Source organism: Pseudarthrobacter sp. MDT3-1, assembly GCF_054510755.1.
Genome location: NZ_JBTNDX010000023.1, coordinates 36,161 through 50,271, shown reverse-complemented (window position 1 = coordinate 50,271; position 14,111 = coordinate 36,161). Strand labels below are relative to the sequence as shown.

Genomic DNA, 14,111 nt, shown 5'->3' with positions numbered 1-14,111 from the left:
GTGGCCACGTCCCGTAGACCCGGATCCGGCCCGGCCACAACAGCCCCGGAGTCTTTGCTGGCGTTGAAGCGCCGGGCGCGGCGGATCAACAAGGCCCTGGCGGAGAAGTATCCCTATGCCCACGCGGAACTGGATTTCCGAAACCCGTTTGAACTGGTCGTGGCCACCGTCCTGTCGGCCCAGACCACCGATGTGCTGGTCAACCGGGTCACCAAGATCCTGTTCGCGCGGTACCCGGACGCCCGGGCCATGTCAGAGGCCGATCCCGCCGAGCTGGAAGCGATCCTGCAGCCCACCGGCTTTTTCCGGGCCAAAACGAAGAGCGTGCTGGCCCTGAGCACCCGCCTGGTGGACGAGTACGACGGCGTGGTCCCCGGCCGTCTGGAAGACCTGGTGACGCTGCCGGGAGTGGGGCGTAAGACCGCCAATGTGGTGCTGGGCAATGCCTTCGGCGTCCCCGGGATCACTGTGGATACCCACTTCGGCCGGCTCGCACGGCGCTTCGGCTGGACCGCGTCCGAGGACCCGCTACAGGTCGAATTCGACGTCGCTGAACTGTTTGAGCCCAAGGACTGGACCATGCTCTCGCATCGGGTGGTGTTCCATGGGCGGCGTGTGTGCCACTCACGGAAGCCAGCCTGCGGCGCGTGTCCGGTAGCGAACTGGTGCCCCAGCTACGGGTTGGGCGAGACTGACCCCGTCAAAGCTGCCAAACTCCTTAAATACGAGTTGGCGCCCGGGAGCGAAAGCCTCCTGGAACGGTTGCTGGCCGAGACGCACCGCGCCGCTGAAATCCGGATGGAATCGCAGAGGCGGCTCCCGTGAGCGCACGCCAGGACCTGATCGACCTGGTGCGCAGATCGGACAGCGGCGACGTCACCGCGCCGAACACTGCCTGGGCGGCATTGACCGTAGATGAAACCATAGCCCGCAAGGCGGCAATCCTGATGCTTTTCGGTGTGCTGGACGACGTTCCCGCGGCCTCCGGCAAACCCCTGGCCGCGGCGGATCTTGATGTCCTGCTGCTGGAACGCGCGCACACCCTGGATTCCCACCCCGGCCAGGTCGCCTTTCCCGGCGGTTCCATCGACGAGGACGAAACCCCGGTTGCCGCGGCCCTTCGGGAAGCCGAGGAGGAGACCGGACTGGACTCCTCCGGTGTGGAGGTCCTGGGCGTGCTGCAGGAGCTTGGGCTGGCGCGCAGCAACTTCCTGGTGACGCCGGTGCTCGGATGGTGGGCGTCGCCGTCGCCGGTGCACGTGGTGGACTACGCCGAATCCGCCCAGGTTTTCCGGATCCCAGTCCGGGACCTGCTGGACCCGGCCAACCGGGTGACAGCCACGGTCAGCCGCGATGGCAGGACCTTCAGCAGCCCCGCCTTCGCCGTCAGCGGCGTGCTGGTCTGGGGCTTCACCGGGATCATTCTGGATGGACTCTTTGAGCAGCTGGGCTGGGCCGTGCCGTGGGACCGGACCCGGCTCCACGAGGTGGTCTTCTAACGTCGGTGTAGCTTCTAGGTTCGGGGTAGCTCGCAGTGTCGGTGTGGCCCGGCGGGACTGAGCCCGCCGGGTGTGCACCATGAGTGTGTGCGCCGGCTGAGCTGGCGCACACCGGCTTAGCTGGCGATCGGCTGCTGCCGAAGATCAATGACAATGCCGGTGGCCGCGTTTTCACGCAGTGCATTGATGCCGTCCTTCAGTGCACCGAGATGCTTGAAGTCGGGCGAAACTGCCACGATATTCCCGTTTGAGTCGGTGAGCCTCAGCCGATAGCACTCGTCACTTACGCGATGTATTTCAAACCTGCCAGCCATATGCCGGATCTCCCCTGATATGCGTCTTTGCATGAATAGCTGGACCGTCTGCTTCAGTCCTGCACTGATGTAATCATGGTCACAGCGGTTCGACCAGCTACTCACGGGTAGGTTTCTTCCGGCTAACCGAATTTGCTATTTTGCGTGGTCGTAGGAGTCCACCACGGCCACGCTGACAGGGAATTCCACCGGGATGGGGCCGAACAGCAGTTCCTTCGCGGCGGCGGCAGCTTCCTCGATGGCCCGGATGCAGGCCTGGACGCCAGCCTCGGGGGCATGGACCATCACCTCGTCATGCAGGAAGAACACCAGCTCCGCCTGAACGGAACCGTCGGCACGCAAGGCCCGCAGTCGCCGTCGTAATTCCGCCAGCCAGCACGCCGCCCAGTCAGCGGCGGACCCCTGCACCACAAAGTTGCGGGTGAAGCGGCCGCGGGAACGGGCAATGGATTCCGCACGGCGTTGCTCCTCGGCAGTGGCCGACTGCTGGCTCCGGTACCACCCTTTCGACGGGGGCGGGCTGCTCCGGCCAAGCCGGGTGGTCACGGTGCCGCCAGCCTCGCCGTCGCGCGCCGCCTGCTCCACAAAGCCGACGGCGCGGGGGTAGGTCCGTGCCAGCTGCGGCATCAGGCGCCCCGATTCGCCCGTGGTGGCGCCATAAATGGCGCCGAGGAGGGCGACCTTCGCCTTGGCGCGATCGCCGCCGAAACCCTGGGCGGCGATGCCGGCGTACAGGTCCTGGTCGCGCGCTGCTTCCGCCATTTTGGAGTCCTGCGCCAGCGCCACCAGCACGCGGGGTTCCAGCTGGGAGGCGTCCGCGACGATGAGCTTGTGGCCGGGATCCGCATGGACGGCGCCGCGGATCTGCCGCGGGATCTGCAGGGCCCCGCCGCCCCGCGAGGCCCAGCGGCCGGACACCACACCGCCCACAACATACTCGGGCTGGAAGCGGCCCTTGGCTACCCATGCGTCCAGCCAGGCCCAGCCGTTGGCGGTGTGCAGGCGGGACAGTTTCTTGTAGGCGAGGAGCGGTTCGATGGCGGGGTGGCTGGACTCCATCAGCTCCCACTGCCGCGTGCTTTTCACCTCGATGCCGTTGCGGTGCAGGGCGCGCATCAGTTCCTGCGGCGAGTCCGGGTTCAGTCCGGGCGAGTTGAGCAGCCCCCGCAGTTCGGTGTTCAGGGCCTCCAGCTTCGCGGGGCGGTGACCGGACGGCGGGCGCGGCCCGAGGTGGCCGGCCAGGATTTGCTCGTGCAGGTCCTCGCGCCAAGGGACGCCGGTGTGCTGCATCTCCGCGGCGATCATGGCGCCGGCGGACTCGGCGGCCAGCAGCAGCTGGAGCCGCTTCCGCTTGTTTTCGTCCGGAGGCGCATCGGCCAGGGCAGCCTGCTGGGCGGCGTATTCTGCGCGGAGCTCCGCCAGGCCTTGCCGTGGGGCGCGGTGGCGGACATCGTCAAAGAGGGCGCCCTGATCCGCCGGCGGGGGCGGCGGCTGGAGGGCGCGGGGCGTCTCCTGGGGATCGTCCAACGATTCCTTGTCGGCGTTCCGCGCGTACTCCGTGTGGGCAGTGAACTGCGAATACGCCAGGATATTGCCGCACAGACCGAGGTCATAGCAGCGCTCCAGTTCCACACCGGCCGCCAGCAGGGCGGGGTACCAGTCCTGGGTCCGGTTCCAGATCCAGCGGGGCGGCGCCTCGCGGGGCCGGTTCTCCAGCTGGCGAACGACGCCGGCCAGCTCGCTTGCGCTGATGAGGCGCGGTTCGGGGCGGTCGGGGTGGGGATCGCCCGCCTGGGTGACCTGCTGGAGGGCTGCGCCGTGGGCGTGGGCGGCGAGCAGCAGATACATAGGTCCAATTCTGCCCTGTGGCGGGGACATTCAAGCCCCAATCCCATGCCGTCAATATATGTTGACGCCCCTCCATTCGTCAACTAAAGTTGACGAATGGAGGTAGAAAGGATGAAAACGCTGGTCGCATCAATGGACGGGAAAGGTCCCGCTGAAGCGCTGTACGCAGTGGCGGAACTGCAGAAGGAGGTCCGCCGCGCCGAAGCGGCCCTGGTTCGCAAGGCGAGGCAGGCCGGTCTGTCTTGGGAAGCCATTGCCCTGTGCCTTGGGGTCAGTAAGCAGGCCGTCCACCGCAAATACGGGAAGCAGTAACGGCCCGGCCGTTCGGCCCGTCTTTCTGTCCGGCCTATCGGCCGGGTGGATGGAGTTGTCCACATACGGTGGCATGGCCCTGTTTCTCCCCCTTGAGTTCGGTGGAGAGTTGCTGCATGAGCAGGCACCAGCTATCGCCACCCCCTTCCGAGCGGCCTTCCGCCCAGCTGTCCCGTGCCCGGCCCTCCCCTCCCCAAGGATCTGAACCCGGTGGTTCCCAGGCCCGTGGTTCCAGGTCCGGTGGTTCCACGTCCTGTGCGCCTGCCTCGGCACAGGCCGCGGGAGCCTGGCTGCCGGACCCCGCTGGTGCCGAGGTCCTCCTGGTCACCGGCTACGACTTTCTGCAGGGCGAAGTGGAACGGATTGTGGCTGCCGCTGGCGGCCAGCTGCGGGTGGTGGCGGACGTGGCTGATGCCGCCAAGTACTGGGACGCCGCGGCCGCAGTATTGGTGGGGAGCGATGTCCGCGAGCTGCCGCCGCGGCGGCGGGCCCCTGCCGTGTTGGTGGGCCTGAACGGGGAGGGGGACAGTCTCTGGCACCTGGCCACAGCCCTCGGAGCGGAGCGGGTGGCGGTGCTTCCGGATGCCGCGGCCTGGCTGGCAGAGTACCTGAGCCGGTCGCGGTCACCCGAAGCGGGAGGACTGGTCCTCGGGATAACAGGGGGCTGCGGCGGTGCCGGTGCCACCACCGCGGCAATCTGGATCGCCCAGGCGGCAGCCGGGCTCGGTGTGCGCGTGTTGCTGGTTGATGGCGACCCGTGGGGCGGTGGCCTGGAACTGGCGCTGGCAGCTGAGGAGACGCCGGGGCTGCGCTGGCCTGACCTGTCCGACGCGAGCGGAAGCATCGATCCCGAGCAGCTGGCCGACTCACTGCCGGTAGCCGGCGGGTTTTCCTTCCTGTCCTGGCCCGGCAGCCGCGACCGCCAGGCACCGGTGGATGCCGCCACCACCGGCGGCGTCCTAGATGCGGGCCGGCGGGGCTATGAACTGGTGGTGGTGGACATCGGTCGGGGCACCGAACCCGTGCGTATGTTTGCCTGGGACTGTGACCGCATCCTGGTGGTTGTTCCGGCGCAGCTGAAGGCAGCGGTGGCCACGGCCCGGCTGCTGCACGAGCTTCCGCCGGTTGAGGCAGCCCTCCTGGTCCGGGGCAAGGCCGGTGCCGCGCTGGACGCCGGACTCATTGCGGACGCCGTCGGGCTGCCGGTCCAGGGCCGCGTTCCGGAGCTGCGCGGTGTTACGGCTGCCGGGGAAAACGGCAGGCTCCTTGACGTGGGCAAACGACGGAGTGTCAGGCATTTTGCCGCCTCAGTGCTCGATCTGCTGGACGGCGAGATCCCTGTCGGAGACCTGCCGTGAGCGCGCAGCGGCCAGTCCCGCCGCCGTCGCCCCAGGACCAGCGGACGGGGGCACGCCGTCGGCAGGCCCGTGTCCTGGATCCGCGCTTTCTGGATTCGGCACTGTTGGAAACCGTCCGTGAGTCAGTCATGGCCGACGCCGGACCTGTCACCCCGTCCCGGGTTGCCGCCGCCGTCCAGGCCACCGGCCGGCTGCTGGGGACTGCCGGCTCCCTTGCCGCCGTGGAACGGATCAGCGCCGAGCTGAACGGGCTCGGCCTACTCCAGGAACTGACGCGGGACGTGCACGTCACCGACATCTTCGTCAACGCCCCGGACTCGGTCTGGATCGACCGGGGTCAGGGCCTCGAACCGGCAGGGGTTTCGTTTTCCGGCGAGGCACAGGTGCGGGCCTTGGCATCGCGGCTGGTGGCCGCCGGCGGCAGGCGGCTGGACGACGGGTCCCCGTGCGTTGATGTCAGGCTTGAGGGCGGATACCGCGTCCACGCCGTCCTGCCGCCGATTTCCACCGCCGGCACCTTGCTGAGCGTCCGCATCCGGCGGGAGCAGGTCTTCTCCATGGACGAACTCCGTGCCGGCGGCATGTTCGGCAGCACGGTCCAGGAGGTCCTTGAACGGGTTGTTGAGCAGCGGCTGAGTTTCCTGATCAGCGGGGCCACGGGTTCCGGAAAGACCACGTTGCTGTCCACACTGCTGGGGCTGTGCTCCCCGGCGGAACGGCTGGTCCTGATCGAGGACGCGTCCGAACTGAACCCCGTCCATCCGCACATTGTGTCGCTGGAGTCCCGTCACGGAAACCTCGAAGGCGGCGGCGAAGTGGATCTCGGCGAACTCGTCCGGCAGGCACTGCGGATGCGGCCGGACCGGCTGGTGGTGGGGGAATGCCGTGGGGCCGAGGTGCGGGAACTCCTGACCGCCATGAACACAGGCCACACCGGCGGGGGAGGGACCATCCATGCGAACGCTGCCACCGCTGTCCCGGCCCGCCTGACAGCTTTGGGAGCACTGGCAGGCATGGGCCAGGACGCGGTCCGGCTGCAGGCAGCCAGCGCCTTGGACGTTGTGGTCCACGTGGAGCGGTCCGGCCACGGGCGGCATGTTGCCTGCGTGGGCGTGGTGCAGGACGGTCCCGGCGGTCTAACCGTGGTTCCGGCGTTGGAGGCCAGACGCGGCCAGGTCGGCACCGGTCCAGCCTGGGAGGCGATGAGCAAGCGGCTGGGACTGTCCCTCGAGGCGGGTGCCGCCGTATGACCCTTCTGCTGGCCGTGGTCCTCGTGCTGGCGGTCGTGCTGCTCTTCAGCCCGCCCGGCGGTGCCACAGGCCGTTTCCGGCGGGCCGTGGGGAGTGCAGGACCAGGCTTCGCCTCTCGGGTTCAGGGCGGGGCTGGTGGCACCAGGACGGGCGGCTCGTGGCGCAGGTCGCTCCGTGCCGGACCGGAACGGAATGACCTGTCACTGACCCTTGTGGTGCAGCAGCTTGCTGCGCTGCTGAAGGGCGGCCGCACTCCGGCACGGCTATGGGATGAACTGTGGCTGGTCCACGGTGGCCGTCGGGAGCCAGATTCCGCAACTACGGGTGCAGGTTCACGCGCATCGCAGGACCTTGGCGGACGGGCGGAACCAATCCGCGGGTCAGCGGCCGGGCGCAGCGGTCCGAGCCTCAGCGCAGGTTCCCTGGTGATGCTTGGCGCCGTCCGGGCAGCAGCGTTCCGGGGCGCACCCGTGTCGGAGGCGATCCGGAAGGCCGTGCAATCGGAGTTTTCGCGCGCCGACAGCAGGGAGTTACGGATCTGGTGTGAGCTGGCCGCCTGCTTTGACATTGCCGAAGCCAGCGGCTGTCCACTGGCGGACGTCCTGGCGAGGTTTGCGGCCCAACTGGAAGTGGAAGACGACGCCGAGGCCGCACGGCAGACAGCGCTCGCCGGGCCCAAGGCCACGGTAGGTCTCCTGACCTGGCTCCCGCTGATGGGACTGGGCCTGGGAATGGCGTTGGGCGTGGATCCCCTGGCCATCCTGATCGGGACCCCGCTGGGTCTGGCGGCCCTCGCCGCGGGCGTGGGCCTCACCATCACCGGAAGAATCTGGTCCGCCCGCCTGGTCGGTGCTGCCGCCGGGGCCGGTGTGCCATGACGGACATTCTTGTGCCGGGGCTTGCCTCGGCCGTTGTTCTGGCTGCTGCCGCCTGCCTTGCCCTTTCGCAGCCAAGCCGAGTCCGAAAGCGACTGCTCAGGCTGCGAGGGGACGTGGGCGCCGGGCCGCATGGGGCCGATGAAGCACTCACTCAAGGCGGCCGCCTTCACGGATTGCGCGACACGGCAATGATGCTTGAGCTCGTGGCCGCGATGCTGGACGCGGGGTCTGGCATTGGCCGGTCCCTGGAACTCGTCGCGGCCTCGGCCTCCGCGGACTACGGCAAGGCGCTGCGTCCGGTGGTGTCTGCGCTCGCCATCGGAGCCGACTGGGAGACAGCCTGGCGCAGTTCCGAAGTCCGTCTTCCTGAAATCCTGGAATTGCGTGACGCACTGGGATTCGCCGCCCTGACCGGAGCGCCGTCGTCGGCCATCCTTTACGCACAGGCCGCGAGGTTGCGCCGGGAAAGATTCCGCGCTGCGGAGAAACGGGCGGCCTCGCTCGGCGTGAAGCTGGTCATTCCGCTGGGCCTGTGCTCGCTCCCGGCCTTCATCTGCCTGGGCGTAGTCCCGGTCCTGCTGGCACTGGTGCCGTCCGGGTCCTGACCGCGGGATTTGGGCTACGGTCCATTCCTCCACACCCCGTCCCGTCCTCCACAATCCGCTCAAAGCGGCGCTTATCCACTTACGGGATGTTTGCACTTACCGAGATCTGCGGAGCCGGGAAGAGTCGAAATCAGCCGGCAACTCGGCCGGAGCACAGAAGGGAAACCGTCACCATGACCATCATCCAAAACAGCCTTTCCGCCGCCCCTGCGCCGGAGCTCAGCACGGGAGTTGCGGGGACCCCCGCATGGGACTCCGTAGTACTTGCCAATGCAGGACTGGGCGCGTGTACCTGCCAACGGGAGGAGGCCCCAGAGGCCGTTGGCAACGTCGTGGAGCTATACCCCGGTGCCAGCGAGGCGAAAAAGCGCCGGCCCCGGCTCACAGCTTCAGAGGCCGGAATGGCGACGGCCGAATACGCCATAGCTACCCTTGCCGCGGTTGGCTTCGCCGGACTTCTCGTCTTCATTCTCCGCAGCGACGAAGTGCGCGGATTCCTGCTGAACCTCATCCGCACGGCGCTGGCCTTGCCATGAGTCTGCCGCCGGCAGCGCTGCCACGGGCTGATGGCCGGAGCGGCCGCTGTGGCCGCTTCCGGAACCAAGGCGTGGAAAGCCGCGTGGCGCTGGGACCGGCGGCCGCGTTCCGTCGCTGGCGCCGTGGGCCGGGGAATGCCCATGGCGCCGTGACGGCGGAGTTCGCGGTAGCGCTGCCGGCAGTACTGTTGCTCCTCGCACTGCTCCTGGCAGGAGCCTCCGCGGGCGTCACGCAGCTCAGGCTCGAGGAGGCGGCGCGGGCCGGCGCCAGGGCGTTGGCCCGCGGCGAGGACCCGGCCGCAGTGCAGGGGATCGTCAGGACCTTGGCGGGGACGTCGGCAACGGCGTCCGTTGCGTCTGACGGCGAGTGGCTCAGCGTTACGGTGGCTGACGGTGTGGGCGGACCGCTGGGGGCAACTGTGCCCTGGACCCTCACGGCCAAGGCCACCACGCGGAGCGAAACGCCGGCTGCCGCGGCCACTCCGGGGTTGGAGCCGGTCGGGGCCCCGGAGGAGGCGCCGTTGTGAACAGGCAATTCCGGGACAACCCGGAGCGCGGTTCGGGAACAGTACTGGCTGCGGGACTGGCGCTGGTTGTCATCATGGCGATGGCCCTGATGCTGTTGTTCGCACAGTCCGCGGTGATGGCCAGCAGGGCAGCGGCAGCGGCGGACCTCGCTGCCCTTGCCGCGGCCGATGCCCTGCGCGGGATCACTCCGGGAGACCCCTGCACGGTGGCCGCCGAGGTAGCAGGCCGCCATGAGGCGGCCCTCGTCAGCTGTACGGAAGGGGCCGGCCAGACCGTCATGGTCCGAACGGAGCTAAATGCACGCATACTGGTTGGCGCCGCAACCGGTCAGGCGCGGGCCGGACCGCCGCCCTGAGCGCCTGTGGTGCTGAACGGCTCCGTGCTCGCCAGGAATTCCGCACTGCGGAGAGGCCTTTCGCGCGCGTCTTTAAGGAGGACGTCGATGAGCGTGACGGCGGCAGCCTTGTCCAGCGGATTGTTCTTGTTCCCACATTTGGGGGACTGGACGCAGGACGGGCAGCCCGACTCGCATTCACACGCCTTGATGGCGTCGCGCGTCGCCGAGAGCCACACCTTTGCCTTGTCGAAGCCCCGTTCGGCAAAGCCGGCACCGCCGGGGTGCCCGTCGTACACAAAGATGGTGGGCGCGCCGGTGTCGGCGTGGATGGCGGTGGATACTCCGCCGATGTCCCAGCGATCGCTGGAGGCCACCAGCGGCAGCAGGCCGATCGCTGCGTGTTCGGCGGCGTGCAGGGCCCCCGGGAACTGCGCCTCGATGAGCCCGGCGCCCGTCAGCGAACGGTTCTCCACCACAAACCAGACGGCCTTCGTGAACAGGTCCCGGGCGCCCAGCTCCAGCGGCTCCTCGCCCAGGATTTCGTTTGAAATCAAGGCCTTGCGCTGAAAGGAAACCACCTGTGTTGTCACTTTCACATCACCGAAGTGGACGGCGATATCGCCCCAGTGCTCGGTCCGGAGTGTTTCGAGCACTTCGATCTGGGTCACGTCCCGGGCCGTTGTGTAGTAGTCGGGGTTGGCGCGCCGGACCACCACGCAGTGGTCGTCTTCGTTCAGGTCCTCCACCACATAGCTGTCGCCCTGGTGCACATAGATGGCACCTGTGTGCGCCTGGTAGTGCGTCTGGGGCGAATCCATGGTCCCGAGGAGGGAGCCGGTGTCGGCGTCAACGATGCTCACCGGTCCGCCTCCGTCGGCACGAAGGTTCACCATGGCCGCAGCGCTCTGGGAGTGCGTCCAGAACCAGCCCGCCGGCCGGCGGCGCAAATAGCCCTGCGCCACGAGCTGCCCTAACAACTTCTCTGCTGTGCCGCCGAACAGGCCAAGCTCAGCCACGCCCAGCGGAAGCTCCGCGGCGGCGGCACAAAGATGGGGCCCCAGCACATAGGGATTGGAGGGATCAAAGACGGTGGCCTCCACCGACACGTCGAAAATCGCCTCGGGATGGTTCACCAGGTAGGTGTCGAGCGGATCATCGCTGGCCACAAACGCGGCAATCGCATCCTGGCCCGCGCGCCCAGCCCGGCCGATCTGCTGGAACAGCGACGCCCTGGTGCCTGGCCAGCCCGCGACCAGGACGGCATCCAGCCCGGAAATGTCGATGCCCAGTTCAAGGGCGGACGTGCTGGAGACACCCAGCAGTTCGCCGGAGCGGAGTGCCTTTTCCAGGGCCCGGCGTTCTTCCGGAAGGTAGCCGGAACGGTAGGCGGCCACGCGTTGGGGAAGACTGGGGTCCACTTCGTCCAGAAGGCGCTTGGTGATCGAAGCGATTGTCTCCGCACCGCGGCGGGACTTGATGAAGGCGATGGTCCGGATGCGGGACGAAACCAGGTTCGCCAGCAGATCGGCCGTTTCAGCAACGGCGGTGCGGCGTTCCCTGGCGCCGTTCTCGCCCTTGAGATCGGTCAGCGCAGGCTCCCAGAAAGCCACCGTAGTGGAACCGTGCGGCGAGCAGTCCTCGGCAACGGCCCGGACCGGCGCCCCGATCAGGCGGCCGAAGGATGAGCCTGGCTCAGATGCCGTGGCAGACGCGGCGATGAACACCGGACCGGGGTGGGTGGTCCCGGCACCGTAGTACGCGCAGATGCGTCGCAGCCGGCGCATCAGGTTGGCCACGTGCGAGCCGAACACCCCGCGGTAGCTGTGGGCCTCATCCACAATCACGTACCGCAGCCGCCGGAAGAAGCTGGCCCACCAGGCGTGATTGGGAAGGATGCCGAAGTGGAGCATGTCCGGATTCGCCAGGATGAAGTTGGCGTGGTCCCGGATCCACCGGCGGGACGCGGGTTCGGTATCGCCGTCGTACGTCTCGGCCCGTACGGTGGGCAGATTCAGGGAACGGATGGCTGCGAGCTGGTCGGCAGCGAGAGCCTTCGTGGGGGAGAGGTAGAGTGTCACGGCGCCGTCGTCGTGGATTTTTCCCGGTTCGGACAGGACGCGCAGTTCGGAGCGGTGGATGGCGTCAAGTGCCGGCAGTTGGTAGGCCAGGGACTTTCCGGAGGCGGTGCCGGTGGCGATGACCACGTGCTCGCCGCCGTGGGCCAGGTTGGCGGCTTGGATCTGGTGCCGGTACGGCTCGTGGATGCCCAGGGAGCCATAAGCGGCCACCAGATCCGGGTGCGCCCACGTTGGCCACGGTTCGTGGACTGCCTGCCGGGCTGGGATGGTGCGGACATGACGCAGCTGTTCCGGGTCCGGGCCTCGGCCCAGCAATGGAATCAGGGAGTCATGGGGGTTCACCCCAACATTCTTTCACCCGAGGAAAAATCACCCCACGGAAAGGTCTGCGCCTTCGTCGGACGTGGACAGCATCAGCACGCGGCAAACAGTTGACCAGCCCAAGTGGGAATACAGCTTCTGGCCGTCGATCGAGGCCAGCAGCAGGCCGTTCTCCACGTACGGTCCGATGGCCTGCGCCGCAAGGGCCTTCATGATGAAGCTGCCCAGTCCGCGGCGCTGGAACGCGGGTTGGACCACAATCTTGTCGAACACTGCAGTCTCGCCCACCACAAAAGCCCTGCCGCTCGCCGCTACAGTGTCACTCGAGCGGACCACTGCGTGGTGGACGCCGTCGAGCTGGGAGGTGACCAGGTTCAATTCGTCGTCGGAGAGCCACGGATCTTCCGTATCCTGCGTGGCCATGTCCACAATCATCATGGCCTGCGATGCGGACGTGACGTTCAGCCCGTGTTTTTGGGCCAGTGCACTGAAGCGGGCAACATCATTGGTGAGGATGGTCAGGACCCTGGCCGGGGCCTCGGCGGTCTTCGCAGCCAGGGCAGCGAACTCATTCTCGGAGGGGTCATGGGCGAAGTATTCCCACTCCCCGGAGGTGTCGGCCCGCAGTGCAGCGGGGAAGCGGCCCTCAACTGAGGTCTGGTAACCGCGGCAGCCGGCCCAGCCAGCTACCCAGACTTCAAGAAGGCGTGTGATGTCTTCAACCAAGGCGTCCGGACTCATGTCATGAGAGTATTCCAGCCCCGACACAAGCAACAGGGGTAGGGTGCCCCCGATGTGACTTGCCTATGCAATCGTGACAGGACAAGACTGACGGCATGCCCGCCGCCAAGGAACCGTCCAAGAACACTTTTCCGCTGTCCCTGCTGGTTTGTGTCGCCTTAATGGTGGCCATGGTGGGCGGCGCCAGGTATTGGGAGACGGCCACGGGCGTGGCTTACTGGGTCTGGCTTGCCGGCGGGCTCGTCCCGCTGGTGGCCGGCGCACTGACCTACCGGAATTCGAAGCGCCCGCTGGACTTTCTGGGATCACGCTCCGAGCCCGAAGGAGCGCAACGGCCGGGACTTGGTGGGCTTCTTACTGCCGTGGTCCTGTTTGTGGTGCCGCGCCTCGTTGGTGACGGTGCGGCAGAACTCGCCCTCAACAATGGCGCTGGTGCTTTCGGGGCCGCCGTGACGGCAACCGCGGTGCCGTTCGCCGTCGTCGTCCTGGGGTACCGGACGGCCGAAACCGCCCTGAACAGGTGCGACGCCGCCATCGCAGCGGCGCAGCCTTAGCCCCCGGCCAATCGGCGGGTCCGTTCTCCGGCAACCCAGTACCCTTAAATACGTGGCTTTGAACCGAATTGTGCTCTTTTACGGCTTTACCCCCATCGCTGATCCGGACGCGGTGCGGCTCTGGCAGCGTGCCCTGTGCGAAAAACTCGGGCTGACCGGACGCATCCTCCTTTCCAAGGACGGCATCAACGCCACGGTGGGCGGCGAGATCGGCGCCGTCAAGCAATACGTGAAGACCACACGCGAATACAAGGGATTCCACGGCATCGACGTGAAATGGTCCGACGGCGGCGCGGAGGACTTCCCGCGGCTGAGCGTTAAGGTCCGGGACGAGATCGTCTCCTTCGGCGCGCCAGGCGAACTCAAGGTGGATGAGCACGGTGTGGTGGGCGGCGGCACGCACCTCAAGCCCGAGGAACTGCACGAACTGGTGGAGGCCACCAAACAGGCCGGCGAGGACGTGGTGTTCTTCGACGGCCGCAACGCCTTCGAGGCCCAGATCGGCAAGTTCAAGGACGCGATCGTCCCTGACGTGGCCACTACCCACGATTTCATCAAGGAGCTCGACTCCGGCAAGTACGACGCCCTCAAGGACAAACCGGTGGTCACCTATTGCACCGGCGGCATCCGCTGCGAGGTGCTCTCCAGTCTGATGGTGAACCGCGGTTTCAAGCAGGTGTACCAGCTCGACGGCGGCATCGTCCGCTACGGCGAAACGTTCAAGGACCAGGGCCTCTGGGAAGGCTCGCTCTACGTGTTCGACAAGCGCATGCACCTGGAATTCAGCGAGGACGCCAAGACCATCGGTGAGTGCGTCCGCTGTGCCGCGCCCACCAGCAAGTTCGAGAACTGTTCCAACCCGAGCTGCCGCACGCTGACCTTGTATTGCGCCGAGTGTGCCGCCAGCCCGGAGACGCTGCGCTGCCCCGAAGGCTGCGTGGCCTGAGCTGCA

16 protein-coding genes are annotated in these 14,111 nt (G+C 67.3%); 12 read left to right on the top strand and 4 right to left on the bottom strand.

What is annotated here, in order from left to right:
- Positions 1–825, top strand: a complete 825-nt coding sequence (nth, locus tag ACX80X_RS16475; protein ID WP_459312695.1) for an endonuclease III — start codon at positions 1–3, stop codon at positions 823–825.
- Positions 822–1,499 carry an NUDIX hydrolase gene (locus ACX80X_RS16470; protein WP_252600344.1) on the top strand — a complete coding sequence of 226 codons (678 nt, stop codon included), beginning with the start codon at positions 822–824 and terminating at the stop codon, positions 1,497–1,499. Before nth ends, ACX80X_RS16470 begins: the two co-directional genes overlap by 4 nt.
- A 116-nt stretch (positions 1,500–1,615) precedes the next feature.
- Here the strand turns inward: ACX80X_RS16470 and ACX80X_RS16465 are convergent, their stop codons facing one another.
- Together ACX80X_RS16465 and ACX80X_RS16460 are read right to left on the bottom strand one after the other, a co-directional pair.
- Positions 1,616–1,918 (bottom strand): YegP family protein, encoded by a 303-nt coding sequence (locus ACX80X_RS16465; RefSeq protein WP_308216222.1) that lies wholly within the window; start codon positions 1,916–1,918, stop codon positions 1,616–1,618.
- A gap of 30 nt (positions 1,919–1,948) precedes the next feature.
- Positions 1,949–3,661 (bottom strand): bifunctional 3'-5' exonuclease/DNA polymerase, encoded by a 1,713-nt coding sequence (locus ACX80X_RS16460; RefSeq protein ID WP_459312693.1) that lies wholly within the window; start codon positions 3,659–3,661, stop codon positions 1,949–1,951.
- 96 nt (positions 3,662–3,757) lie between these two features.
- Between ACX80X_RS16460 and ACX80X_RS16455 the strand changes: the two genes are divergently transcribed.
- The 8 genes from ACX80X_RS16455 (at position 3,758) to ACX80X_RS16420 (ending at position 9,483) form a co-directional block, all read left to right on the top strand.
- The gene (locus ACX80X_RS16455) at positions 3,758–3,973 is read left to right on the top strand and encodes an AsnC family protein (protein ID WP_252603279.1); all 216 of its coding nucleotides are present in this window, start codon (positions 3,758–3,760) and stop codon (positions 3,971–3,973) included.
- 116 nt (positions 3,974–4,089) lie between these two features.
- On the top strand, positions 4,090–5,331 hold the full coding sequence (gene ssd, locus ACX80X_RS16450) for a septum site-determining protein Ssd (protein ID WP_459312691.1): 1,242 nt from the start codon (positions 4,090–4,092) through the stop codon (positions 5,329–5,331).
- On the top strand, positions 5,328–6,581 hold the full coding sequence (locus ACX80X_RS16445; protein ID WP_374209914.1) for a TadA family conjugal transfer-associated ATPase: 1,254 nt from the start codon (positions 5,328–5,330) through the stop codon (positions 6,579–6,581). The genes ssd and ACX80X_RS16445 overlap by 4 nt, the downstream gene beginning before the upstream one ends.
- Complete coding sequence (locus ACX80X_RS16440) at positions 6,578–7,459, top strand: type II secretion system F family protein (protein WP_252603276.1); 882 nt, start codon at positions 6,578–6,580, stop codon at positions 7,457–7,459. Before ACX80X_RS16445 ends, ACX80X_RS16440 begins: the two co-directional genes overlap by 4 nt.
- Complete coding sequence (locus ACX80X_RS16435; protein ID WP_459312689.1) at positions 7,456–8,064, top strand: type II secretion system F family protein; 609 nt, start codon at positions 7,456–7,458, stop codon at positions 8,062–8,064. Before ACX80X_RS16440 ends, ACX80X_RS16435 begins: the two co-directional genes overlap by 4 nt.
- Before the next feature lie 173 nt (positions 8,065–8,237).
- Positions 8,238–8,600 (top strand): DUF4244 domain-containing protein, encoded by a 363-nt coding sequence (locus tag ACX80X_RS16430; RefSeq protein ID WP_459312687.1) that lies wholly within the window; start codon positions 8,238–8,240, stop codon positions 8,598–8,600.
- A gap of 71 nt (positions 8,601–8,671) precedes the next feature.
- Positions 8,672–9,127: a TadE family type IV pilus minor pilin gene (locus ACX80X_RS16425; protein ID WP_459312685.1), complete on the top strand. Its 456-nt coding sequence runs from the start codon at positions 8,672–8,674 to the stop codon at positions 9,125–9,127.
- Positions 9,124–9,483 carry an Rv3654c family TadE-like protein gene (locus ACX80X_RS16420; protein ID WP_252603263.1) on the top strand — a complete coding sequence of 120 codons (360 nt, stop codon included), beginning with the start codon at positions 9,124–9,126 and terminating at the stop codon, positions 9,481–9,483. The genes ACX80X_RS16425 and ACX80X_RS16420 overlap by 4 nt, the downstream gene beginning before the upstream one ends.
- Here ACX80X_RS16420 and ACX80X_RS16415 read toward each other — a convergent pair.
- Both ACX80X_RS16415 and ACX80X_RS16410 read right to left on the bottom strand, forming a co-directional pair.
- Positions 9,456–11,885 (bottom strand): DEAD/DEAH box helicase, encoded by a 2,430-nt coding sequence (locus ACX80X_RS16415; protein WP_252603260.1) that lies wholly within the window; start codon positions 11,883–11,885, stop codon positions 9,456–9,458. The two genes, ACX80X_RS16420 and ACX80X_RS16415, sit on opposite strands and share 28 nt — an antisense overlap.
- Positions 11,886–11,912: 27 nt before the next feature.
- Complete coding sequence (locus tag ACX80X_RS16410; RefSeq protein WP_252603256.1) at positions 11,913–12,605, bottom strand: GNAT family N-acetyltransferase; 693 nt, start codon at positions 12,603–12,605, stop codon at positions 11,913–11,915.
- Between the two features lie 95 nt (positions 12,606–12,700).
- Between ACX80X_RS16410 and ACX80X_RS16405 the strand changes: the two genes are divergently transcribed.
- A complete protein-coding gene (locus tag ACX80X_RS16405) occupies positions 12,701–13,159 on the top strand; it encodes a hypothetical protein (RefSeq protein ID WP_252614101.1) in 459 nt (152 codons plus the stop codon).
- A 52-nt stretch (positions 13,160–13,211) separates the two neighbouring features.
- Positions 13,212–14,105, top strand: coding sequence for an oxygen-dependent tRNA uridine(34) hydroxylase TrhO (gene trhO / locus ACX80X_RS16400; RefSeq protein WP_252603250.1), 894 nt, complete (start codon positions 13,212–13,214; stop codon positions 14,103–14,105).
- Positions 14,106–14,111 lie beyond the last annotated feature (6 nt).